The following is a 23,416-nucleotide window of genomic DNA, read 5'->3' on the forward strand; positions in this document are numbered from 1 at the left end:
AACAGCAGCGGTGTTACGAAGGTATCGGCTTATAAACCGGACTCCTCGGTAACACCGCTGCTGTTTTATTGTGGAGTCAGTTTCTTAAAGATGACAAGCCAGGCTTGTCATCTTTAAGAAACTGACTCCACGCCTTAATGGGCACGATTCATTAAAACTTAGCCTTTCCCGAATCCAGGAATGCTACGAAATGCGAAATGTCGCGGTCGTAATTTTTGGGGGATACCAGCAATTTGCCGTCGCTGTTGACCAGGCAATAGTGGGGCTGGGCGTTGTTATTGAACTTCGTGATTTGCAGATCGGCGTTTTGGGCACCAATCGTCTTCTTTACCTTCTGGTCGTAAGTCGAGGTGTACCAATCTGCTTCGGGTAGTTCGGTTTTATCGTCTACGTACAAGGCCACTACCACAAAGTCGTTCTGCAAGCGCGACATCACCGCCGGATCCGACCAGACGCGGGATTCCATTTCGCGGCAGTTGACGCAGCCATGGCCGGTGAAGTCAATAAATATGGGTTTATTGACTTTTTTGGAATAGGCCAGTGCCTGTTTGTAATCGAAGAAGCCCTGCAAGCCGTGGGGCAGGTGAAACAGGTTCGCGTATTTAGGCGTCTCGGTCAGGGCATTGGCCGGATTTGCCGCTATTTGTCGATTCGTCAGATTAAAATCCTGCGATGTTTCGGGCGGCAGATAACCGGACAACGCTTTGAGCGGAGCGCCCCAGAGGCCGGGAATCATGTATACCACGAACGAGAGGGTGATAATCGCCAGCAGCAATTTCTGCACGCTGATGTACTTGGTCTCGCTGTCGTGAGGTAAGCGGAGTTTGCCGAGGAAGTAAAAGCCAATCAGGGCAAAAATCACAATCCAGAGCGACAGGAACACCTCCCGGTCGAGTAATCCCCAGTGATATACCTGATCGGCAATGCTCAGGAACTTCAATGCCAGGGCCAGTTCCAGAAATCCAAGCACCACTTTCACCGAGTTGAGCCAGCCACCCGACCGGGGCAGGTTCTTCAGCCATTGCGGGAAGGCTGCAAATAAAGTAAACGGAATCGCAAATGCTGAGGAGAAAGCGGCCATTCCTAAAATAGGTTTCACCACTTCGCCACCCGCCGAAGCAACCAGCAAACTACCGACGATAGGCCCTGTGCAGGAGAACGATACCAGCACGAGCGTAAATGCCATAAAGAAGATGCCGGCAATGCCGCCCTGCTCCGATTTAGCATCGGCTTTATTGATGAGCGAGTTGGGCAATACAATTTCGAACAGACCCAGGAAGGAAAGACCGAAGATGAAGAAGATGGCGAAAAACAGAATGTTTGGCAGCCAGTGCGTACTGACGAAGTTGGCGAATGCCGGGCCGTTGAACCGGGATACTACCGTACCGATCAGCACGTAAATGCCAATGATAAACGCCCCATAGAGCAACGCTTTCCACTGACCACCCTGCTGGTTGGTGAAGAAGCTAACCGTAGCCGGAATGATCGGGAACACACAGGGCGTGAGCAACGCGACTAAACCCGACAGGAATGCGGCCAGCATAAAACTCCATAGGGAGCCATTGGCGGCCGGTGTACCTTCTTCGACGCTTGCTTCCGGTTGCGTGAGCACTTTTGAAACGCTTGAGTCAGCCTGAGCATCCGTTAAGGCTGCCGTCTTCGTTTCGGTTTCGGTGGGTGTAGTGGCCGCAACGGCTGTTTCGGAGGTTGGTGGCGTAACCGTCGATGCGGCTGCCGGGGCTGATGCCGTTGTCGCAGTCGCTGGTGCTGTAGCCGCCGACGATGCGTTGATTGCTACGGAAAAGTCGGCTTCTGCCGGAGGGAGGCAGGTGCCATCTTTCGATGAGCAGGACATGTATTCGGCTGTGCCGGAGAATGTGGCTGTTGGCTTAAGCAATTTAACTTTCTGAATGAAAACGGCTTTGTTTTCAAATTGACGCACTTTAGCTCCCCAAACTTCCTCATAAACCTCCTGAACACCCACGGGTGTTACCTTACCAACAAGGGTATAGGCATCGGACGCCGGAAACTTGAACGTAGTGGGCAGTGGACCAATATTGGGATCGAGGTCATTGGAGTAAACATGCCAGTTTTGGTCAATACTGACCTGAATCCGGACACTGACAACATCGCCAACCTGAGCAGGCTGCTTATCGACTTTGGCTGACCAACTGGTTGGGTCTTTACGTATTTGCGCCAGTGCAGTTAGACTGATGAACAGCCACACAACAAGCGTACTAAATGATTTCATACCGCTTTGGGTAAGTGATGGTTTTGGTGAGTGAACAGCAATTGAACGAAAATATTTCCATTTCGGGTGTAACTACACAAGAAAACCCCGATGCGGGCCGGGGTTTTCGGGAGAAAGCACAAAAATTTATACTCAATAGCTGAATAGCACCGGATTCAGTTCGTCCTGCGGATGGCTGCCCACCGCCACATTATCGAGCCATTTGGCGTGGTCGGCTACCTGGAATTTATTGCGGGGCTGCATAATGACCTGATCTTTATCCATATAAATCATGGTCATCACTTTGCGCGGCCGATCAGAGACGTTCGGACCGGCACGGTGGAAGGTCCAGCCCGCGTGGTAACTCACCTCGCCGAGGTCGAACGGGGTGTCGTGAACGTTGAAGTTTTGCCGGGCGAGTTCTTCGGCCAGGATTTTCTCGCTGGCATCGCTGATTTCTACATCGCGGCCTATTTCGACAATCTGGCTGCCTTCGGCAAAGGCCAGCGGCCCCATTTCCATGGGTGTTTCCTGTAACGGAATCCAGACGGTAACGGTATTGGGTGATGCCAGCGGCCAGTAAAACTGGTCGGCATGCCAGGGCGTAATGCCGCCCGATGGTTCTTTATAGAGCGCCTGGTCGTGGTAGATACGAACCCCCTGTACGCCCATCAGATCGGTAGCGATCCGGGCCAGACGTTTCGAGAAAACGAATTCTTTCGCCTGCTCATCTTCGCGCCACAGATTCATAATCTGGAGAAAAGCCCGCTCGTAAGTCGTGCGTTCCTCCATCGGTTTAATGAGCGTGTTGAGCTTAAAGACCAGATCGGTTATGATGGTGCCATAATAGTCGAGTACAGCCGGACTGAGTACATCTTTCAACTTCACATAGCCCTTCTCCTGGTAGAACGCAATGGCGTCCTGACTAACCGAATAAGGAATATCCAGCTCCTTCAGTAATGTCTCTTTGTCAATGATTGCTTCCATACATTAAGGTTTAAGAATTTTGATAGAACAAATGTAAAAAACATATCCCGGCCATCAAGACAGCGTTTTTACGAATTAATGTCTAATTTTGACAAGATTTTCTTTGATTGTTTTTCTTTGATGTTAAAATAGCGTGGTTTATGAAAGCCCTTTTTGAAAAGGTGATGTTCAACGAGCAAAGCTCATTGCTTGTGCGGCACTTTCAAATACCTTATTTCGATGCGCCCTGGCACTACCATCCTGAGTACGAACTAACCTATATTGCCAAAAGCCACGGACGTCGGTTTGTGGGCGACCATGTCGAGTCATTTCAGGCGGGTGATCTGGTATTGCTCGGCCCCGATCTGCCGCATTTCTGGCGAAATGATGATGACTATTACCAGGCTGATTCCGTACAGAAGGCCGTATCCATCGTTGTGCAGTTTCCGGCTACGTTTCCTGAGCGGGGGTTGGCAATGGTACCTGAAGCGGAGTCGGTGCGCAACCTACTCGAACGATCCCGGTATGGCCTATGCTTTAGTCCGGGCATGAGCCAGTCCGTCAGTGTACTGTTGGAGCAGTTGCCGCAGCAGACGGGCTTGCCTCAGGTACTGAGTTTACTAACCATATTGAACGAACTCTCAACCGATCAGGAAGCATACCTACTGGCCAGCGACGGCTATCAACTGGCTCCCGGTGTGGCCGAAACGGAACGAATGAAGCGGGTGCTGGAATATGTTCTGCTGCATTTTCGGGAAGAGATTCGCATAGAAACCATTGCTTCGATTGCCGGCATGGCTCCGGCGGCTTTCTGCCGGTACTTTAAAAATCGTACCCGGAAGACGTTTGTCGAGTACTTAAATGAATTGCGCATCAGTCACGCCCGTAAGCTACTCACCGCAAGCGATCTAAGTGTGAGCCAGGTGAGTCTTGACTGCGGGTATAACAACAGCTCTCACTTTCACCGACAGTTTAAGCTCTACACCAGCATGACCCCTTTTCAATACCAGGCGCTGGCAAAAGGAAAAGGATAATTTACTCGTTGGATTTCCCGCAAATTCTACCATTTTCTACCGTACCTTTGTATCCTACTAAGTTGGTTGTTTGCCGGTTCGCCGGAACAACCGTCCGGAATCAAAAGAACCGAATACAAAAACGCTCGTAGCATGACGACCGCCACCACCACCCGCGATACGCAGGTATTTGACCTAATTGCTAAAGAACAACACCGGCAGGAGTCGGGTATTGAATTAATAGCTTCCGAAAACTTCGTGTCGCCCGCCGTTATGGAAGCGGCAGGAAGTGTCCTGACCAACAAATACGCCGAAGGCCTGCCCGGCAAACGGTATTATGGCGGTTGCGAAGTGGTCGATCAGGTTGAGCAGATCGCCATTGACCGCGCTAAAGAACTGTTCGGTGCCAGCTGGGTTAACGTACAGCCGCACTCGGGTGCCAACGCCAACACAGCCGTATTCCTGGCCTGTCTACATCCCGGCGATACCATTCTGGGTTTCGACCTCTCGCATGGTGGTCACCTTACCCATGGATCGTCGGTAAATATTTCGGGTAAATATTTCCGCCCGACGTTCTACGGGGTCGAAAAAGAAACCGGTGTTATCAACTACGATGTGGTTGAAGAAACCGCCAAGCGCGAGCGCCCAAAGCTTTTGATCTGCGGTGCCTCGGCCTACAGCCGCGATTGGGATTACGCCCGTCTGCGTGCCATTGCCGACGAAATTGGTGCCCTGTTGCTGGCCGACGTATCGCACCCGGCCGGTCTGATCGCCAAAGGTCTGCTGAACGATCCGCTGGCCCATGCGCACATCGTTACCACCACAACGCACAAAACACTGCGCGGCACACGGGGTGGTATCATCATGATGCGGAATGATTTCGAGAACCCATTCGGTATTAAAACCATTAAGGGCGAAACCCGTCTGATGTCGTCGCTGCTGGATTCGGGGGTATTTCCGGGTACGCAGGGTGGACCGTTAGAACATATTATTGCGGCTAAAGCTGTTGCCTTCGGCGAAGCACTGAGCGACGATTTTTATGATTATGCCGTTCAGGTGAAAGCCAACGCGCAGGCTATGGCCAACGCTTTCCTGAGCCGGGGCTACGAAATTATTTCGGGCGGTACAGATAACCACCTGATGCTGATCGACCTGCGTTCGAAAGGTCTGACGGGTAAATTGGCCGAGAATACGCTGATCAAAGCCGATATCACCATCAACAAAAACATGGTGCCCTTCGACGATAAGTCGCCGATGGTAACGTCGGGCATGCGGGTTGGTACAGCCGCGATGACTACGCGTGGTCTGAAAGAATCGGACATGGAGCAAATTGTCGTATATATCGACAAGGTGTTGATGAACCACGACGACGCAGCAACACTGGCAACCGTTAAAGAAGAAATCAACGAGTGGATGAAAGCATTTCCGCTCTATGCTTAGTTTAAGGAGTTAGAAGCGAGGAGTCAGGAGCGGGGAGTTGTCCACGCTCAGCTCCTCACTCCTAACTTCTCGCTCCTAACTACTAATACCAATGCCTCTCGATCAACTGACTGACGAAGAAATCGACTCCGAAGGGAAAGAAATGTCCTTCCTGGATCATCTGGAAGAACTACGCTGGCACATTATCCGTGCGGTCGCTTCTATTTTTGTGTTTGCCATCATTGCTTTCGTTTACATTGAGGAAATTTTCGACGTCGTGATTATGGGGCCTAAGAACCCCAACTTCTGGACGTACCGGATGATGTGTAAGCTGGCCGACACAACGGGTTATACCGACCTGTGCGTGAAGAAGCTCAATTTTGAGTTGCAGTCGCTGGGCGTATCCGATCAGTTTACGATGGCCATGACCTCATCGGCAATTATTGGTCTTTGTTTCGCTTTCCCGTATGCTTTCTGGGAATTGTGGCGGTTTATCAAACCGGGTCTGCGTAATGTCGAACGGGACGCTGCTCGGGGTGCGGTATTTTTTGTTTCCCTGCTGTTCACGATGGGGCTTCTGTTTGGCTATTTCATCGTGTCGCCCCTGGCGATCAACTTCCTGGCTAACTTCCAGATTACGCCGGAAATCAAGAACCAGTTCGACATCACGTCCTACATTGGCATACTTGTTACCCTTTCGCTGGGTTGCGCCCTGATCTTTCAGATGCCGATGATCGCCTACGTATTGTCGAAAGTGGGTGTTCTGACGCCAAAGTACATGCGCGAGTATCGTAAACACGCCTGGATCGTAATTCTGGTTGTGGCGGGTATCATCACCCCATCGCCGGATATTTACAGTCAGGTCTTAGTGGCACTCCCATTAACCTTGTTGTACGAAGTAAGTATTCTGGTATCGGCACGGATTGAGAAGGCGCGGCTGAAAGCACAGCGAGAGCTGGAAAAAGCCCAATAAGCAGCTTATACTGAGAGGCCCTTTCCTGGTGGAAGGGCCTTTTTGTTTTGACGGATTCGTATATTTACTAATGAAAAAGCCCGCCGAACCGATAAAGGTTGACGGGTTTCAGCTTCCATTACTGGCAGTGTTTGCCGATCTGCCAGCGTAAAAAGTAGTAAACGATGCCACAGTACGATTTCAAAAAATACCATTACCGTTCCATTAACGCGGCTACCGACGCCGAACGGGCGGCCATCAATCAGGAACTGAAAGACTTGTATAACTCGCTGCCTGATGCCGAAAAAGACGATTTCAACAGTCAGCTTCAATCATTCCTGGCAAAAGAAATGGGCCGACTAAAATCCAATTACGAATCGGTGAAGGGCAATCTAGGCGATAATTAGTTCTTGATGGAGTCGTTGATTGTTGAATTAGTTGTTCTGCAAACGGCCACTACACAACCAGTCTACTACTGCACCACAATCTAAATCATGCCTCGCGCTTTCAACTCCAGGTACTTGTTCACGGTGTTGGCGGTCAGGTTCTGCGGGGCTGTCAGGATGGTTTGAATACCGTATTGGCCCAATTCCTTTACAATCTGTTTCTTCTCGAAGGTGAATTTCTCACCAATCGTTTTCAGGTAAATCTGTTCCGTATCGGCTGCGGGCTGGTCGAGGAGGGTGCGAAGTTCGGTGTTTTCGAAGAAGATGACCAGCAGCAGGTGATCTTTGGCTAACCGGCGCAGATAGGGCAACTGCCGATGCATGGCATTGACCGTTTCGAAATTTGTGAACAATAACAACAGGCTCCGCTGGCGGATATTGGCTCGAACGCTGGCATACAGACTCTCATAGTCCGTTTCCAGAAAGCGCGTTTTCTGCCGATAGAGCAATTCCAGAATTCTCAGCATGTGCCCTGTCCGGCGGTCGGCGGGAAGGAGTTGGCCGACGTGATTGGAGAAGGTTAAAATACCGGCCCGATCCTGCTTCATAAGCGCGATATTGCTGAGTACCAAACTGGCGTTGATAGCGTAATCGAGCAGCGTCAGCCCATCAAACGGCGACTGCATCACGCGGCCTTTGTCGATCAGGCAGTAAACGGGTTGCGAACGTTCGTCCTGATAGGCGTTAATCATCAACGCCGTTCCCTGAGAATCACTTCGGCGGGAGGTCGCTTTCCAGTTAATAGTCCGGACATCGTCGCCGGTCGCGTAGGGGCGGACCTGTTCAAATTCCATGCTGTGGCCAATCCGCCGAATTCGTTTCACGCCCACCTCATTGAGCCGGTTGGTAGCTGCCAGAAGTTCGTATTGCCGCATTTGCAGGTAAGACGGGTACACGGCCACGAGTTTGCCCTGCTCGAACTGATACCGTCGCTTCAGTAACCCCAACGGCGACAGCGCATAGACGTTAACCGCGCCAAAACTGTATTCGCCCCGCCGGGTTGGCCGGAGTTCGTAGCGGATAGCCCGTGTTTCGCGCGGATTCAAACGAGCGCGAAACAGCACGTCGCGCCGTTGAAACTGAAACGGAATCTCGTCGATCACTTCCAGATGGGCCGCGAACGTGTATTGATTTTCGAGGTAGATCGTAATCGGGTTCTCGTCGCCGTTCGACAGCCGATCCGGCACTTCCCGACGGGCAAAAATACCGGGGCGCGGGCCAAGTCGGAACAACAGCCACCCATCAATGCCAATCAATAGAACAAAGACCGCAAAGGCCACCTGAACCAGCGGGAGTAGAATGGGGAATGCATAGGCCGCCACGAAAAGCAGGATCAGCGCGATAAGGAAAAACCACAGGCGCGTGGCAACGAAAAGCGGATGGAATACTTTCATTCGGTTTGACGGTTTTGGGCCAGTAGCCGTTTGTCGCGTTCAATTTCGGCCATTAACTCCTCTTCGGTAGGGAGGTACAGCCTATACTTCGACGCGAACAGCTGCTGGCTTCCATTCAGGACAGAATACTTCGCTACGGTTTCATTCTTCTCCGTACACAGAATCAAGCCGATGGTCGGATTGTCGTCGGGTTGTTTGTGTTGCTCTTCGTACATACGAACGTACATATCCATCTGGCCAACTTCCTGGTGAGTCAATTTTCCCATTTTAAGGTCAACCAGTACAAAGCATCGGAGCATATAATTGTAGAAAACCAGATCGACCCGAAAACTATCGTCGCCCTCAACCATACGCTGCTGTCGGGCTACAAACGCAAAGCCTTTACCCAGTTCCAGCATGAACGTTTGTAGGTTATCCAATAAAGCCTGTTCCAGGTCTTTTTCATACACCTTCCAGTTGGGCTTCAAATCCAGAAATTCCAGAATGTAAGGGTCTTTCAAAATGTCTTTGGGCTCCAGCTTGAGGGGGCGGGTTTTTTCATCGGCTTCGCGTTTGATATCGGGTCGGTCGGCCTCACGTGTGGCTAGCAAACGTTCGTAATAGAACGAATTGATCTGCCTTTCCAGCGCCCGGCTACTCCATTGCTGCTGAGCCGTTTCGGCCATGTACCACGCCCGGGCATCGGGGTTGTCGACTTTCAACAACAAGCGATAATGAGTCCAGCTCAATTCGGGACGCACTGCGTCCCGAATTGGAAAGGTTGAATAGAATTGTCGAATTCGTCGCATCTCACGTTCATCAAATCCCTTTCCAAAATCGGTGGTCAATCGTTGGGCGAGGTATTTGAGCAGACCGCTGCCATATTCGGCCCGGTTGTTACCCTGCTGTTCTTCTTCAACAATCAACTGGCCGATCTGCCAATAGGATTCAACCATGGCGAAATTAACGGCTCTGTAAGCATTTTGGCGGGCACTGTCCAGAACAGTCCGAATGCTTTCGTAAAAGGTTTTCATCAAGTCTTACGGTTAAGACCATAAGTTACGGTTTTAATTGTTTTAGTTTACTTAAGGCCTCGTCTATTTCTTCTTCATAGATAGGATTTGTGTCATCTTCCTGATAATCGCCGGTGCGCTCAGCGCGTAACGCTTTATAAAAGAAAGACGCATCCTGAAAGGCCGTTCGGGCTTCGGTGAGTCGGTTTAGCTGTAAATAAGCTATGCCTTTGTGGTAGGCCACCAACGCACTCTTGGGATAATTCTTGGCCGCTTTATCGAGGTCGCTTAACGCTTTATCGGCCTGATTGATGGCGATATAGCTGACTGCGCGGCTGACAAAATGCCGGTAGTTGACCCATTCCGCCCCGTGCTTGGTTGCCAGTGAATCAATGCCGACGCTGAAATGATAGAGTGCTTTCGAATGGTTTCCAAGGCCGCGGTACGCTAGCCCCAGCAGGTAACTGACCGGGTTATTCCCGATCATGTCGTCGAAGTTGGCCGTTAGTGCATCGTAGGCTTGCAAATGGGACAGGGCGCGGGGGTAGTCGTGCAGCCGGGAGAGATAGTTTTCGCCAATGAACCCGTGTTCTTTCGGGTAGCTGCCGGTCATCTTCTCCATCCATACTGTGGCTTCTTCGTAGTTTTTCTGTGTCAGACAGGTGAAAACCTGGCTGCGGTACTGTTGCACCGAGGTTTCGGTCGTTTCCGGTTTATCTACTACCATACCTCGACGTCCACCCATGAAAAATGGAATGCCCATCGCCTGGCGGTTATTCGCCAGCATGATCGAGGTCCACCTTACAGACTGCCCGCCATCCTGGGCCAGGGCCAACCCTGCCAGAAGGCAAAGGACGAGAATGTTTGGTATAAGGTACTTCATGGCAGAATATCGGTTATGGCTCCGTCTTTGAGCCGGAGCGTGAGCGACACCGCTGTGTCGTAGGTGAGTTCGGCCGGGTCTTTGCCGGGGTGTAGAAATGAGTTGGTTGTCAGGTAGTTCCGGCAGATGGTCAGTAGTTGATCCGTTAGCTGGCTATCGAACGCTTTCGGGCAGTAATCATCACCAAACCCTTTTACGTTAAACAAGCCGCTTTGCCCGGCGCAGTTCACCACAAATGTTATGTTCAGTAAACCGGACTGTTCTCTTTGACTGACGGGTCGATAGTACTTGGTCAGCAACTGGTGAAGTTGATACTGCCGGGATGTATGGCTCACCTGCGTTGTTTGCCATAAAGGTTGAAAACAGACTGAACACGTTTGAAAACCCACGGGCTGGAGGGGTTCATCAGGCGACAGGTTGCGTACCAGCCGAAATGTCTCCGTTGCAACCGAACAACTATTCCAGCCAATCGCCTGCACCTGTTTCGGCAGAAGGCTCGTGATCTGCCACAGCGGTTTATAGCCTCCCTCGCTATTGTGTTGATTACCGAAAATCACCAGAAAGACGGAGTTGCCAAACGCTGCCAGTCGCCAGAAATGAGCCGTACGCTGCTTCGTCGCCGGGTTTTCCAGACTTACCCGGCCATTGGCGTACAGGTAAACGGTTAGGTTATTCGATTGCCAGACGCGTCCGCTCAGCTGCCGGTATGTACTGGCCGAGTCGACAGGAATGTCCGTAAATCGGCGAAAAACCATCGGAAACGTTGTTCCGATACGGAGCAGATCGTCTTGTGCCGTTACCAACCGGGGGGCAAAATGAATGGTGTCGAGCCGTACCCGTTCGCCCTCAATCGCCCAGGTCGATGTCAATGCGTTGGCCGAACCGTCTACCACGCCCAACTGATAGGTACTGTCCGTATTCAGCTTGATATAGGTTGGTAAGGGGCAGGTAAAATCAGTGCCCATTTCGGTGTGGAGGCCGATCCAGGTACCGGTTAGCTGCTCCCGCGTTTGCCCCTTGATCAGTGAAGCGTGCAGAATGAGCAGTGAAAAATAGAGACCAGTCAGACACCATCGACCCGCTCTCAACCAACGGGGTGACTGGATAGGGTGGAGGGTATGTCGACTGCTTTTCATGGATTACGCATCTGTACTGCATCTGCCCGGGACTGCATCTGCCCCGGATTGCATCCGGGGTTATCAATAGTCAACCCTTTCAGGGTTGTTTGTATGAGGGATAGTCATCGGGGTACGTCAATTTTCTGGACGAGCTGGGTAATGACCTCATCGGCGGTGCCGCCTTCCATTTCGCGCTCGGGGGTGAGCAGTACGCGGTGGCGCAATACCGACGGAGCTAATTCCTGAACATCTTCGGGCGTGATAAAATCGCGCCCCCGAAGGGTAGCCAGTGCTTTGGCGCTGTTGAGCAATGCAACCGACGCGCGGGGCGACGCACCCAGATACAGTGACTTGTTGGTTCGGGTCGACTGTACGATCTGCGCAATGTAATCGAACAATTTATCTTCTACATGCACCTGATGTACCAGTCCGCGCAGGGTGGCCAGCTGGTCGGCGGTTAACACGGGCTGAACGGCATCCAATGCGTCGTTCAGGTTGCGCCGACCGGCACTTTGCCGCTGGTGATGCCCCCGCAAAATGTCCGTTTCCTCGTTGCCGACCGGATAGCCCACAACGATCTTGAACAGAAACCGGTCCAACTGAGCTTCGGGCAGTCGATACGTACCTTCCTGCTCAATGGGATTTTGGGTGGCCAGCACCATAAACGGTTCGTCGAGTGGGTAGGTCGTGCCATCATTCGTCACCTGCCGCTCTTCCATCACTTCGAACAGGGCCGCCTGCGTTTTGGCGGGAGCCCGGTTGATCTCGTCGATTAGCACCAGATTAGAAAAAATTGGCCCCTGCCGAAACATGAAATCGCCTGTTTTGGGGACAAAGACGGAGTTGCCCAGCACATCGGACGGCATCAAATCGGGCGTGAACTGAATCCGGCTGAAGCCCACCGACATGGTTTTAGCCAGCAGCTTAGCGGTCAATGTTTTGGCGACACCCGGTACGCCCTCAATAAGCACGTGGCCGTCGGCGAGCAGGGCCGTCAGGAGCAGGTCAATGGTTTGATGCTGGCCAACAATAACCTTTCCGACTTCGGCGCGGATAGCGTCGACAGAGGCAGTCAGGGAAGTAAGATCGATACGCGTTTGAAAGGAGTCCATAGGGCGTCAGAACCGGGATTTTTATGATTTTTTTGACTGACTATGATTTCTGTAAGAAGCTTTCTATGAAAGCAAAATCATAGTCAGTCAGAAAAATCATAGAAATCCCGGTTCAGATAGTTTGTTTAAAATGTTCCATTGCCTGATTTAACGTAATCAAATTGTATTCCGACAGCGAAATACTCTTCTGGGCCTCGCGCAGGAGCCTCACCAGATAAGCGGTTTCGTCTGGTGAGGCTCCACTTTTCTGCGCCAGTGCTTCGGCAAAGTCTTTGTCCAGAACCGTCGTGTTTAACCCGTATCGTTCGCGAATGTCGGCGAGAAAATACTGGATCTTCTTCCGGGCCAGGTTTTCATGATCACCCTGCTGAAAATACAGCTGGCCGATGGTCTTCACGAAATCCAGCGACGTATTCCGGGGTGGTTCGACAACGGGAATAATTCGCTGGGTCCGCTTTCCGGCGAAAATCGCGTAAAAAATAAGACCAAACACCACCAGATAATACGCCCAGTTAAGGGCTGTCTGCGAGCGGATATACCGGAAGATAGACTGCTGGTCTTCATCGAATCGCCCCTGTTTCTGGAATTCATCCCAGTAAGTTGGCTGAGTGGGTAGATACGATAACGCTTTAAACGCATAATCCGACGTTTTCTGCCCCAGCACGTAATAATTGGTAAAAGCCAACGGTAAGTTATGAATGAAAAACTGTCCCTTCCCAAGCTGTACCCGAATAAAAACCGGTTCTTTACGAGCATTTCGGCCCAGTACGGTTATCTGGCCGGGTTTGGTTATTCGCAGAAAATTTCGCCCGTCATCGTACGTAAAATTATATCCGGCAGCCTTTTGTAAGGCTGGGTTGACAAAGTACTGGCGCAGAGTTGAATCGGCCCTGGTCGGCTCTTTTACCTCGGCTCTGAACCCCAGTACTTTACCCAACGAATCGGGCAGGTCATAGGCCGAGATAAATACATTGTTCCCCCGCCTGACGTAGCTGAACAACTGTTTCAGATCATTCCGGTCGGCGTTGAAGTTCTGGCATATAAGCAGATAATTACTATGTCCGGGTAGTTTCGTTTCGGTCAGGAAATTATAGACCGGTAAACGTGTCTCGTGTATTGCCGAGGGTTTTATGACATCGGGCAGCAGTTCGAACAACGCCTGTGTGCCAAACGGAATTTTGTCGTCGTTCTCGTAGGTTGGCCGCCAGTCAATGGGTTTCGGACGGTAGTACTCGAAGAGTGAGTAAGCCGTTATCGTAGCCAGCAGAATAAGCAGATATTTATTTGGTTTTAGCAAAAGCTCGGGTGCCGGATGGCCGGTCAGTTCTTACGTTGTTACTTGTTTATTAGCCCGATTGAACGAGTTGAAGCTGGTTCGTAAGGCTGCAAACTGAGTTTCGTCAATGGGGAAATCGCCGTACCAGGTAAACTCGAATTGCCGGGTGAGGCTTTCAAAATCTGACTGAAGCGATGAGTTCGCCAACTCATAGACATACTGCCGGTTGGTTTTATTGGGCTTGTACTGAATACGGCCCGTATCGCTCAGCTGCTTGAGTGTTTGCAGATACAGTAAGCGAACGGCCAGTCTGAAATTACGCTGGCCAACGGCTTCATCAACGGCGGTGTCGAAGTTGATCTCATGAATGTTCTCAGCCAGATTCTCGTATGCCAGATCGACCGACTGTGCTTTCTTCGAAAACAGAAAACCCAGCACTTCGGCCTTCATGAGCAGGTAAATTGCCGTACCGGCAATGGCTGTGAGAATAACGTACTGCCATACGTTCTGATAAGCCTCGCTAGCCAGAAAACGGCCTATTTTGCTTAGGAGCCATACCCAAAAACGGGCCAGTGGATTTTCGGGGGGAGGGGCTTCATTGGCGTATTGATAGTCGTGATCGGTTTGTTTGTCGCGCAGATGGTCCGGGTCCGGGTAGCGCACACGCATCGGAACCCGGTCGTCGCGGGCATTAATTACGGCGGGTTTCACTGCCGTTGAATCAGCTCGTTTCGTCTGCGCCCAGACTCCTGCCGACGTTCCCGGCAGGAGTAGACAAAGCCAGCACACTACCAGCCAGACCGTTCGTACATCAATACGCTCCTTCATCCGTTGCACGGGGTTGGGTTGTTGACGTGCCAATGGAGTCGATGGCCGAGAACAGCCCCCTTCCTTCCTGCTGTTCTATCAAATTTGTGTACTGAAAGCCAATGGCTACGTAGAGTATAACGTTCAGAAGAGTTCGACCTACGATGTTGATCACATTGCCGAGAATAAGCCATACAACGGATACATCAGGCAGCAGTTTGGCCCCCGTAAAAAAGGCGATAATGGCGGTAGGTGCGGCAAAGAGAAAGCCAATGATGGTTACAATGATACCCATCACCAGAATCAGCCCAAAGGTAGACCACCACTTGTCGCGGATGAGCTTGAAACAACGGTTCCAGGTGGTGCCGAAATCCGCTCCTTCAAACACCGTAACGGCCAGAGATAACGACAGAACGATGGCCACGTAGACACCCGGTATAAAAAGAAACATGAATCCAACACCGATGATGATTGAGTTCAGCAGCGAAATAACCAGCGCCCGCCCGATTACCGGCTGAACTTCTGCCCAAATTTCGGGAACGCTTATGTCCGTACTTTTTGTCCGGTTGTAAAGTTTCATGTGGGTGTAAGTTGTCAGAATAACCGCTACGTTGGCCAGCAGACTGAACAGCATAGCTACCCAGAAGGTTGGCGAAAAGACCTGGCCCATCATCCGAAAAGCAGCCATTGGATCGGTGGGATTGGCGTTGTCCGGGTCGTCCATCAGATGCAGCATATTCGACTGCATCACACCTGATGCAATACCCGCCACCAGGGCTACCGGTCCTACAATGTAAAGCAGCGCCAGTCCAAGGCTGCGCATATTCTGAATAACGTACTGAAACGTGGCATTGATCTTATTGCCGAAATCGCGTTGTTCGAAGAGTTCAATCATGGTTTATCGTACGGTTAAGGGAGATAGGATACAGAACAAAATACCAGATAATGAAAGCGGCTGACACCATAATGATACTTCCGCTCACAAGGGGCGGCAGGGTTAGCCGCGTGACAAAACTCTCCAGGAAGCCCGCCATGATGAAAACCGGCACCAACCCGACGGCAATCTTCAACCCCTGTTTGATGCCCCGTTTGAACGACTCCAGCCGGGAGAAGGTGCCCGGAAACAACAGGCTGTTACCCACCGTGAGGCCCGCGCACCCGGCAATGATAATAGCCGAAATCTCGAGCGTACCGTGAATCCAGATTTTCAGGACGGAGTCGAGGAGGAGCCCGCGTTCATAGAAAAAGTATTGAAAAGCCCCCAGCATAACCCCGTTGTAAAAAAGCATCGCCATGGTGCCAAACGAAGCAAACAGACCAAAAATAAACGTTCGAAAGGCCACGTAAATGTTGTTCAGGGTGATCTGAACAAACATCGTCGACTGATCGCTGCTGTTGTAAACGCCCAGCGGATCACCTTTGCTGATGTTTTCCAGCGTCATGTTCACGTACGCGTCGCCCAGAATGAGCCGAACAAACGTGTTGTCGTGTGCGGCAGACAGCCAGCCGAGGATGCCCGCTGCCAGAAAGATACCCGCCGATACCACCAGCAATTTATGCGACTGTTTAAACAGAAGTGGTAGTTCGTATTTCCAGAACGTGATGAACCGGCTGCGGTCGTCGCGTCGGTTCTGCATCAGGCCCCGGTGCATCTGAGCCGCAAGTCCGTTGAGGTAGCGCGTTACGTTCGAGTCGGGGTAGAAGGTGCGGGCGTAGGACAGGTCGTCGGTCAGTTCCACGAAGCGGGCTGTTAGCTCATCGGGGTCGCGAGTGGGGTTTTGCTCGATGTCGCGCCATTTGTCCGTATTGCGTTTAACGAAAAGAGCTTCGCGCATAAGAGTCGTACCGGGTTAGTGATTGGTATGGAGCAGCAGGCGGTAAAAACAGGAGAGGGTCATCAGCTAAGTTAGCAAATGCAATGTAGCCATAAGCAGGTTTTTTGTGAAAAGTTTTTGATGCAAGGGCCTTACTAACGACTTTTGGTCTTTGACTCACGACTCCTGCGCATGTCTGTTGCCATCCACACCTCCCAGAACGTTTTACTGGAATACGAACCGGCCAGTGTTGGCGAGCGAATTCTGGCTGCCATGCTCGACTACCTGGTTATTTTTGGGTGGATCCTGCTGGTCTTTGGCATTCCTGCCAGGCTGAGTGTAACGCCCGGTACGTTCTATTCGATTCTGGTGATGGCTCCCGTTTTATTCTACGATCTGCTGTCCGAATGGCTGCTGAACGGACGGAGTGTTGGCAAGATTGCGCTGGGTATCCGGGTGGTCATGCTGGATGGGTCGCAGCCCGGTATAGGTGCTTATCTGCTCCGGTGGGTGCTGCGCATCGTTGAATCCGTAGGCTTTCTCGGCGGTGTGGTGCCCATTATTACGGTGGCTGCCAACGGAAGAGGGCAACGGCTGGGCGACATTGCTGCCGGAACCACTGTCGTGAAACTTAAACCGGCCGTTTCGCTGGATGATGTGCTGATGCAGCCCTTACCCGAAACCTACGAAGTCCGGTTTCCTGATGTACGGTTATTGTCGGACCGGGATATGGGCATTATCCGGCATATCCTTCGTCAGGGCGATGAACTGGCCATCCAGCGAACGGCCGATAAAATTAAAGAGGTAACCGGTATCCGGAGCGATTTGCCAAATTGGACTTTTCTGGAAACGGTTGTTTCCGATTATCAGTTTATAACCATGCAGTAACGCGGCTGGAAAGCCGCATTGATGAACAATTACGGCGGCTTTTCGGCCGCGCTACTTATGCTCGATTCGATCAAATCCCTTGCCCGCCAGTACGCGGCCGATATTGTCCAGACCCGCCGACACCTGCACGCGCATCCCGAACTTTCTTTCCATGAGCGGAATACGGCCCGCTTTGTGGCCGATCAACTCAAAGCCATTGGCATTACTCCACAGGAGGGTGTGGCTGATACCGGTCTTGTCGCCATCATTGAAGGGCGTAATGCCGGCAGTCGGGTTGTTGCGCTTCGGGCCGATATGGATGCCTTGCCCATTCATGAAGCCAATGATGTGCCGTATAAATCGACCGTTGACGGTGTTATGCATGCCTGCGGGCACGATGCACATACGGCCAGTCTGCTCGGCGTGGCCCGTATTCTGCACGTGCTGCGCGACCAGTTCGACGGGACGGTGAAGCTCGTTTTTCAGCCGGGCGAAGAGAAAGCACCGGGTGGCGCATCGCTCATGATTAAAGAAGGGGTGCTCGAAAATCCGGCCCCCATAAGTATGATCGGTCAGCACGTAGCACCGAATATCCCGGTGGGCAAAATCGGCTTCCGCGAAGGCATGTATATGGCCAGTACGGATGAGCTGTACCTGACCGTTCGCGGAAAAGGAGGCCATGCGGCCATGCCCGATAACCTGGTCGACCCGGTGCTGATCGCTTCTCATATTATTGTTGCTTTACAGCAGATCATCAGCCGCAACCGGCCACCGGCGAGCCCGTCGGTATTGTCGTTTGGTCGGTTCATTGCCGATGGTGTCACGAATGTTATTCCGAATGAAGTGACCATTCAGGGCACGTTCCGGTGCATGAATGAAGAGTGGCGCGAAGAGGGTAAAAAACGTATGGTCAAGCTGGCCGAAGGTATCGCCGAAGCCATGGGCGGCTCCTGCGAGTTTACCATCGTTCACGGTTACCCATTCCTGAAAAACCACCCCGAACTAACCCGGCGCGTGCGTTCGCAGGCGGTCGAGTACATGGGTGCCGAAAACATCGTCGACCTCGATCTATGGATGGCGGGCGAAGATTTTGCCTTCTATTCACAAGTTGTCGATTCGTGTTTTTATCGGCTCGGCACCCGCAACGAAGCGCGCGGTATCGTCTCGGGGGTTCACACGCCCACGTTCGACATCGATGAAGCCTCATTGGAAACCGGCGCGGGCCTGATGAGCTGGCTGGCGGTGCAGGAGTTGCGGGTTGTGTAGGTAGAGCTGGGCCTCCCAATTAGGGGCTGATAAACAATTCGCTTAACGCAGAGTTAAAATCCGGACCTGGACGAAGCACAGACTTATAACTCGTTCATCGTACCAAAAATGAAAATAGGAATCATTGGCGCCGGCTTCATCGGCAGTGCCCTTGCCGTTCGGCTCACGAGCCTCGGCCATTCAGTAGCTATTGCCAACTCCCGTGGCCCTGAAACACTGGGTGAGGTGGCCCAAAAAACCGGCGCTACTCCCGTTACCTCCCAGGAAGCGGCTCACTACGGCGAAATCATCGTGGTGACCATTCCACTGAAAAATATTCCCGATCTACCCAAAGACTTGTTCGTGGGTGTACCCGCTGAAGTGCCCGTTATTGATACCAGCAACTACTATCCCTTGTTGCGGGATGGACACATCGCCGAACTAGAGCAGGGGGAGCTGACTGAAAGCGAATGGGTACAGCAACACCTTGGCCGGCCTGTTATAAAGGTGTTTAACAATATCCTGGCTGACCATCTTGAAAATTTGGGACAGCCCGCTGGTACACCCGGCCGTATCGGTCTGCCGGTGGCCGGCGATGATCCCACAGCCAAGCAAAAAGTAATGGCCCTGGTGGAGGAGTTGGGCTTTGATGCGGTGGATAATGGTCGTCTGCATGAATCATGGCGGCAACAGCCCGGCACACCCTGCTACGCAGCCGATCTTTCCGCCAGTGAGCTACGGCAACAATTAGAAAGCCTGGGTTCAGAGCGCACGGAGCAGCAACACGCGCAGTTTTTGGCCAACCATGCTGCGCTTGAAAAGCAAATGGAAGCGCAGGGTATCCAGCTGAAATAGCCAACAACCAATCCCGCTTTCCTTCAAACCACAGACTTTCACGGAAAGCCGCACTCGGTTCTTACCGGTGCGGCTTTCTCTTTTTTTATCTTAGATCGTGCCAGCCGTAATCGGACCCTAAAAATGCATTGGCTGGACAATATTGATCAGTCACTAATGATGCCCCTAATAGCTAACAGTCTCTTTCTTCTTCACTCAAAAACCATGAGTAGGGGAAAAATCGTGGACTAGTTAAATGAAAGGTTTCAGGCCTTTTCTCTCCTGATCAGTCGCCGTTCAAAAAAAACGTCCGGTTTATTTTTAAATAAGGTAGAGTGCTGGGGGTAACGTGGTCAGATGGCCCGAACATTGGGCATACCAGGTCGATCAGCTTTTCGAAGTCTTTAAATATTCATCATTTGGAGAAAGAAATCAGTCCTTATTGAACCCGGATCAGCTGAACGCCCAGCACCGGACGACCATCGGCCGTAACACCCTGAATCACCACACGCACCGTTCGCACAACGTCCGACAGTGGAAAGCGTAGCTGGCTGCGTCCCTGACTGTCGGTTTGCATCAACGGTTTCCAGTATAGTACATCCCGGCGATCGACGGGGCCGGAAATGGCGCTGGCAGCTACCTCCGCATCATAGCGCGGGACGTAAAACTCACGCTGCACCGACGGGTAGCCAATAAATTGAATTGGCGTCATACCTTCTCCGGGTTTTGCACTTCCCTGCATGGATCGATATCTTTTTGTGTAAAATGCAATGACTCCGTTGGCTCCCCGAGCCCCGTAAGTACCCGTCGTAGTTGCACTTTTCAGCACTTCGATCCGTTCAATATCGGTTGGGCTGAAGAGCATCAATGCATTTCCATTGGGATCCTCTATGGGTATGCCATCCATCAAATACAAAGGGTATGAACCCATGTTAAAACTATCCGATCCCCGAATCGATACAAAGTAGGCAACTGCTTGCGCGGCCCCCACTCGTTTGACCCGAACACCTGCCAATCGTCCCTGGATCATTTCGTATAGATTCTGGTAGGATGATGATTTTTCATCGACCACCAGAACAGCATCGGCCTCATTGTGCAAACTACGCAGTTGAATATCGTCGGGCCTTTTATCGAATTTTTGCGCTCGAACGGTCACCTCTTTCAGCACTTTTGCTGTTTTATCGCGATAAAGATCGGCGTTTGCTTCCTGCCGAGTGCGGGCCGCTTCCAGCTGGGCTCGCAACGTCGACCCGTTTGGCGCAACGGCCGGTTTGCCAGATTCCCACAACGTACCCGGCCTTTCCTGAACCAGAAAGGCTTCTTTAGCCGACATGTTTTTTAACTGACGATCGGTGATTTGCGTCACTAGCCGTACCGTGTCGGCAATGGCCAGCCCCGCCAGCCGAAAACGTCCCTGGTCGTCAGTACCCGCCGATTTTATGGACGATTGCCCGGCTATCGGCACCACCATGAGCTGCGCACCGGGGATGGGTTGGTTTTTCGCATTGACAATACGTCCCCTGAGTGATACACCCCCCAGCCGTTCCGTTTCGGGCGTGCCCGTCACCCGTCGCCAGCCTTGGGTTAACAATAGGTCGTCCAGCGCCCGACGGGTTTCGGCCGTGTGATTCACAATGTATTGATTGGGGTTTTCGATACGGCCCCGAAGCTCTCCCGTGAGCAGCAGATGAGCTGGCAAGGTAGCGTCGGCTGTATCGTCCGGCACCTGGTCGGCATCGGTAATCGAGGCTGATAAAGCAGCCAGTGCCGGTAATTCTTTATCCGTCAGACTAAGACTCAGGATAGCCTGCTCGCGGGGTTGGTATCGGGTTTTATTGACCCCCATCTGCACACGTACCGGTGCCACGAATTCGGGTACAAACACCAATCGCTCGGCTTGCGGTTTGGCGATGGCATCGTACAGGGTGATTTGGGCCAAACCCGGCAACCAGCTCATCATGGGTAAGCTTAGCTTCGCCACCCCATTTTGAAGGAGAATTTTTCGCTGATCGACCACCCGGCCGTGCTGCTGAATCAGGATATACACCGAGTCGCTAATGGTCCGGTTAGCACTCCCTATAGTCAACATCAGACGGGTGGTATCACTGAGGACATCGGCTGAAAGCAACAGCCCTTCCGTTTCAGGTTTGGGCAATGGAATGCGCTTCGGCTGGTTGTTATACGATAGGTCGGCATAATACGTCCGCTGCGGCTTTGGTTCCATCAACACGCTGGTCATCCCCTGCCGATTGGTTTGGAAACGAACAACTTCAGCACCCTGGTCGTCGATAATACGCCCGGCGATGGGCAGGCCATGTCCGTTAGGCTGTACGATCTTTACGCCCAGACGTGCGGCCAAGCCCGTAATCCATCGACCACCTTCCGGCAAAATCTGAACGTCTGGTAGCTGAGCGAGAGAATCACTTCGTAGGGATGTCTCATTCCGAAACAGATTGTAGATCACCACCGATCGTTCGAAAGCCGGGCGTCGCTGAGCGTCATCTTCGTCGGTGTAGGCACGTAAGCGATACGTTCCCGTCATGAGGGTATCTGACAGGCGAAAATTGCCTTCGCCCCGGCCGTCGACGATACGTACCCACTGGTGCTGCACAAGCTTGCCGGTTGATGAAAGCAAGTCGACGTGCAGGGCCGTTTCGCCACTGGCTCGCTGGTGATTGGCCGCGTCGAGTAGGTAGGTACTCATCCAGAGTCGGTCGCCCGTGGCGTAAACTGGTTTGTCGATGTGTACGAACAGGCTGGGAGACAGCCACTTGAATTGATCGTTGAAGGCCGTCGTGATACGCTCCATTCGGGCGTCGGGTGGGGCGAGTTTCCCCTGGGTAGCCAAGGGGTCGTTCGTGAGCGTCCCCTTTTCACTGCCTCCGGGTTTCCAGTCGGCGGGTAATAGGGTCGATAGCCGGTCATTGCCCATCGAGCCTTTTGCTTCCATACCTTCCGGCTTCGTAATAACGCCATCGACGGTCATTTGCAGATGACCGTTAGGCAGTTTCATTTCTGTATAGGCATAACGTGCATCAGGATAGGGCGAGTAACCCGAGACTGCATTCGTATAGAACACAATTAGTTTCATGGGCGAAACCAGCTGTCGTTCGGTCGGTAATCGACCGGGTTGAATCAAGGTAGATACCTTAATGGGAACCAGACGCTTGTAATCATTAACCGCAGCGGTCAGGGTAATCGACCGACCTTCGAGGGAGAGCGGCTTCGTTACATCTTCCTGGTAGACCAGAAAACCGGCCTCTTTGAACGTATTATCCGTCAGGCTGGCCATCAGGTGTCGGATTGAGCCTTTGTAAGCAATCAGCCGGTTACGCCGAAACCGGCTGGCTTGCCGTTCGTTCTCGGGCTTTAATTCTTCAAAACGGGCCGTACCTGCCGAATAAACCTCTCCTGAGGCCGTCGCGTCGAAGTGCTGCAATGCGTAGATCAGTCGATAACCTAGCGCCTGGTTTTCAATGACCAGCGGCTCTGTAGCCGTTGCATACAGATGCTCTTTATCTTCTTTGAAATGGAGAACTTCGCTGTTTACCAGCAAACACTGCCCGCCAAACGGCTCGCCGAAGAGTTGCTTTTTGAACTGACGTAAATGCCGTTCCAAATTCTTCGGGTTTCCCCGAACGGTTACCGCATCCAGCGTTTGTTCGCTCTGTTTCAGCCGGAAATCTGCTTTCTGCGGTGCCGTATTATCGAATCGGATCGTTTGCGTGGCAGGCTGGTAGCCAACGAACGAAGCGGCTATTTCGACCGTGCCCAGTGGGACACCTGGCAATGTGTAAAAGCCTTTTTCGTTGGTGACGGCCCCCCGCGTTGATCCATTGACGTAGACATTGGCAAACGGCATGGGTTTTCCCGTCGTGGCATCCAGTACATAGCCAGTCAGTACGGTTGTCGTTTGCCCATAAGCCAGCCAAGTCGATCCCCATAGTAGAACGACGGTTAACCAACCGATAATGAACGAGCCACGCATAATTCGTAAATTTCCCGCTCTAAAAAGACTACGCTACGCAATTATACCCGTAGCTGTACT

At 52.0% G+C, this 23,416-nt stretch carries 19 protein-coding genes; 7 read left to right on the forward strand and 12 right to left on the reverse strand.

Annotated elements, in window-relative coordinates; translation table 11 throughout:
• Window positions 1-151: 151 nt before the first annotated feature.
• Window positions 152-2,251 carry a protein-disulfide reductase DsbD family protein gene (locus ACYVJM_RS20475; protein WP_461150094.1) on the reverse strand — a complete coding sequence of 700 codons (2,100 nt, stop codon included), beginning with the start codon at window positions 2,249-2,251 and terminating at the stop codon, window positions 152-154.
• A gap of 132 nt (window positions 2,252-2,383) precedes the next feature.
• The gene (locus ACYVJM_RS20480) at window positions 2,384-3,217 is read right to left on the reverse strand and encodes a phytanoyl-CoA dioxygenase family protein (protein WP_461150095.1); all 834 of its coding nucleotides are present in this window, start codon (window positions 3,215-3,217) and stop codon (window positions 2,384-2,386) included.
• A 140-nt stretch (window positions 3,218-3,357) separates the two neighbouring features.
• On the opposite strand from ACYVJM_RS20480, the gene ACYVJM_RS20485 reads away from it, so the two are divergent.
• From ACYVJM_RS20485 to ACYVJM_RS20500, 4 genes are all read left to right on the forward strand, one after another.
• The gene (locus ACYVJM_RS20485) at window positions 3,358-4,230 is read left to right on the forward strand and encodes an AraC family transcriptional regulator (protein WP_461150096.1); all 873 of its coding nucleotides are present in this window, start codon (window positions 3,358-3,360) and stop codon (window positions 4,228-4,230) included.
• Window positions 4,231-4,362: 132 nt separating this feature from the next.
• Window positions 4,363-5,649: a serine hydroxymethyltransferase gene (locus ACYVJM_RS20490; protein ID WP_461150097.1), complete on the forward strand. Its 1,287-nt coding sequence runs from the start codon at window positions 4,363-4,365 to the stop codon at window positions 5,647-5,649.
• A 91-nt stretch (window positions 5,650-5,740) separates the two neighbouring features.
• Window positions 5,741-6,601, forward strand: a complete 861-nt coding sequence (gene tatC / locus ACYVJM_RS20495; RefSeq protein WP_461150098.1) for a twin-arginine translocase subunit TatC — start codon at window positions 5,741-5,743, stop codon at window positions 6,599-6,601.
• A 164-nt stretch (window positions 6,602-6,765) separates the two neighbouring features.
• On the forward strand, window positions 6,766-6,987 hold the full coding sequence (locus tag ACYVJM_RS20500) for a hypothetical protein (protein WP_461150099.1): 222 nt from the start codon (window positions 6,766-6,768) through the stop codon (window positions 6,985-6,987).
• Between the two features lie 80 nt (window positions 6,988-7,067).
• On the opposite strand, the gene ACYVJM_RS20505 is transcribed toward ACYVJM_RS20500, so the two are convergent.
• The 9 genes from ACYVJM_RS20505 to ACYVJM_RS20545 all read right to left on the reverse strand — a co-directional run bounded on the left by ACYVJM_RS20505 (window position 7,068) and on the right by ACYVJM_RS20545 (window position 16,443).
• Window positions 7,068-8,420, reverse strand: a complete 1,353-nt coding sequence (locus ACYVJM_RS20505; RefSeq protein ID WP_461150100.1) for a DUF58 domain-containing protein — start codon at window positions 8,418-8,420, stop codon at window positions 7,068-7,070.
• The gene (locus tag ACYVJM_RS20510) at window positions 8,417-9,433 is read right to left on the reverse strand and encodes a PDDEXK nuclease domain-containing protein (protein ID WP_461150101.1); all 1,017 of its coding nucleotides are present in this window, start codon (window positions 9,431-9,433) and stop codon (window positions 8,417-8,419) included. The genes ACYVJM_RS20505 and ACYVJM_RS20510 overlap by 4 nt, the downstream gene beginning before the upstream one ends.
• Window positions 9,434-9,458: 25 nt before the next feature.
• Complete coding sequence (locus ACYVJM_RS20515) at window positions 9,459-10,295, reverse strand: tetratricopeptide repeat protein (RefSeq protein ID WP_461150102.1); 837 nt, start codon at window positions 10,293-10,295, stop codon at window positions 9,459-9,461.
• Window positions 10,292-11,431: a hypothetical protein gene (locus ACYVJM_RS20520; protein WP_461150103.1), complete on the reverse strand. Its 1,140-nt coding sequence runs from the start codon at window positions 11,429-11,431 to the stop codon at window positions 10,292-10,294. Before ACYVJM_RS20520 ends, ACYVJM_RS20515 begins: the two co-directional genes overlap by 4 nt.
• Before the next feature lie 104 nt (window positions 11,432-11,535).
• Entirely contained in the window at window positions 11,536-12,525 is a 990-nt protein-coding gene (locus tag ACYVJM_RS20525; RefSeq protein WP_461150104.1) for an AAA family ATPase, read from the reverse strand.
• Window positions 12,526-12,637: 112 nt separating this feature from the next.
• On the reverse strand, window positions 12,638-13,822 hold the full coding sequence (locus ACYVJM_RS20530; RefSeq protein ID WP_461150105.1) for a DUF4350 domain-containing protein: 1,185 nt from the start codon (window positions 13,820-13,822) through the stop codon (window positions 12,638-12,640).
• A 30-nt stretch (window positions 13,823-13,852) separates the two neighbouring features.
• On the reverse strand, window positions 13,853-14,629 hold the full coding sequence (locus tag ACYVJM_RS20535; protein ID WP_461150106.1) for a DUF4129 domain-containing protein: 777 nt from the start codon (window positions 14,627-14,629) through the stop codon (window positions 13,853-13,855).
• On the reverse strand, window positions 14,613-15,503 hold the full coding sequence (locus ACYVJM_RS20540) for a YciC family protein (RefSeq protein WP_461150107.1): 891 nt from the start codon (window positions 15,501-15,503) through the stop codon (window positions 14,613-14,615). The genes ACYVJM_RS20535 and ACYVJM_RS20540 overlap by 17 nt, the downstream gene beginning before the upstream one ends.
• On the reverse strand, window positions 15,496-16,443 hold the full coding sequence (locus ACYVJM_RS20545; protein WP_461150108.1) for a stage II sporulation protein M: 948 nt from the start codon (window positions 16,441-16,443) through the stop codon (window positions 15,496-15,498). Before ACYVJM_RS20545 ends, ACYVJM_RS20540 begins: the two co-directional genes overlap by 8 nt.
• 171 nt (window positions 16,444-16,614) lie before the next feature.
• Here ACYVJM_RS20545 and ACYVJM_RS20550 point away from each other — a divergent pair, with 171 nt between their 5' ends.
• The 3 genes from ACYVJM_RS20550 to ACYVJM_RS20560 all read left to right on the forward strand — a co-directional run bounded on the left by ACYVJM_RS20550 (window position 16,615) and on the right by ACYVJM_RS20560 (window position 19,389).
• Window positions 16,615-17,310: an RDD family protein gene (locus ACYVJM_RS20550; protein WP_461150109.1), complete on the forward strand. Its 696-nt coding sequence runs from the start codon at window positions 16,615-16,617 to the stop codon at window positions 17,308-17,310.
• Window positions 17,311-17,367: 57 nt separating this feature from the next.
• The gene (locus ACYVJM_RS20555; RefSeq protein WP_461150255.1) at window positions 17,368-18,555 is read left to right on the forward strand and encodes a M20 metallopeptidase family protein; all 1,188 of its coding nucleotides are present in this window, start codon (window positions 17,368-17,370) and stop codon (window positions 18,553-18,555) included.
• A gap of 96 nt (window positions 18,556-18,651) precedes the next feature.
• Window positions 18,652-19,389, forward strand: a complete 738-nt coding sequence (locus ACYVJM_RS20560; RefSeq protein ID WP_461150256.1) for an NADPH-dependent F420 reductase — start codon at window positions 18,652-18,654, stop codon at window positions 19,387-19,389.
• A gap of 418 nt (window positions 19,390-19,807) precedes the next feature.
• On the opposite strand, the gene ACYVJM_RS20565 is transcribed toward ACYVJM_RS20560, so the two are convergent.
• The gene (locus ACYVJM_RS20565) at window positions 19,808-23,356 is read right to left on the reverse strand and encodes a carboxypeptidase-like regulatory domain-containing protein (protein ID WP_461150110.1); all 3,549 of its coding nucleotides are present in this window, start codon (window positions 23,354-23,356) and stop codon (window positions 19,808-19,810) included.
• Window positions 23,357-23,416 lie beyond the last annotated feature (60 nt).

The organism is Spirosoma pulveris (assembly GCF_054781875.1).

Excerpts from the sequence above, each read along its gene's own strand:
- ACYVJM_RS20565 (WP_461150110.1), bottom strand. The coding sequence starts at position 23,356 with ATGCGTGGCTCGTTCATTATCGGTTGGTTAACCGTCGTTCTACTATGG.
- tatC (WP_461150098.1), top strand. The coding sequence starts at position 5,741 with ATGCCTCTCGATCAACTGACTGACGAAGAAATCGACTCCGAAGGGAAA.
- ACYVJM_RS20480 (WP_461150095.1), bottom strand. The coding sequence starts at position 3,217 with ATGGAAGCAATCATTGACAAAGAGACATTACTGAAGGAGCTGGATATT.
- ACYVJM_RS20485 (WP_461150096.1), top strand. The coding sequence starts at position 3,358 with ATGAAAGCCCTTTTTGAAAAGGTGATGTTCAACGAGCAAAGCTCATTG.
- ACYVJM_RS20505 (WP_461150100.1), bottom strand. The coding sequence starts at position 8,420 with ATGAAAGTATTCCATCCGCTTTTCGTTGCCACGCGCCTGTGGTTTTTC.
- ACYVJM_RS20510 (WP_461150101.1), bottom strand. The coding sequence starts at position 9,433 with ATGAAAACCTTTTACGAAAGCATTCGGACTGTTCTGGACAGTGCCCGC.
- ACYVJM_RS20475 (WP_461150094.1), bottom strand. The coding sequence starts at position 2,251 with ATGAAATCATTTAGTACGCTTGTTGTGTGGCTGTTCATCAGTCTAACT.
- ACYVJM_RS20520 (WP_461150103.1), bottom strand. The coding sequence starts at position 11,431 with ATGAAAAGCAGTCGACATACCCTCCACCCTATCCAGTCACCCCGTTGG.
- ACYVJM_RS20555 (WP_461150255.1), top strand. The coding sequence starts at position 17,368 with ATGCTCGATTCGATCAAATCCCTTGCCCGCCAGTACGCGGCCGATATT.
- ACYVJM_RS20545 (WP_461150108.1), bottom strand. The coding sequence starts at position 16,443 with ATGCGCGAAGCTCTTTTCGTTAAACGCAATACGGACAAATGGCGCGAC.
- ACYVJM_RS20525 (WP_461150104.1), bottom strand. The coding sequence starts at position 12,525 with ATGGACTCCTTTCAAACGCGTATCGATCTTACTTCCCTGACTGCCTCT.
- ACYVJM_RS20515 (WP_461150102.1), bottom strand. The coding sequence starts at position 10,295 with ATGAAGTACCTTATACCAAACATTCTCGTCCTTTGCCTTCTGGCAGGG.
- ACYVJM_RS20500 (WP_461150099.1), top strand. The coding sequence starts at position 6,766 with ATGCCACAGTACGATTTCAAAAAATACCATTACCGTTCCATTAACGCG.
- ACYVJM_RS20550 (WP_461150109.1), top strand. The coding sequence starts at position 16,615 with ATGTCTGTTGCCATCCACACCTCCCAGAACGTTTTACTGGAATACGAA.
- ACYVJM_RS20490 (WP_461150097.1), top strand. The coding sequence starts at position 4,363 with ATGACGACCGCCACCACCACCCGCGATACGCAGGTATTTGACCTAATT.
- ACYVJM_RS20540 (WP_461150107.1), bottom strand. The coding sequence starts at position 15,503 with ATGATTGAACTCTTCGAACAACGCGATTTCGGCAATAAGATCAATGCC.
- ACYVJM_RS20535 (WP_461150106.1), bottom strand. The coding sequence starts at position 14,629 with ATGAAGGAGCGTATTGATGTACGAACGGTCTGGCTGGTAGTGTGCTGG.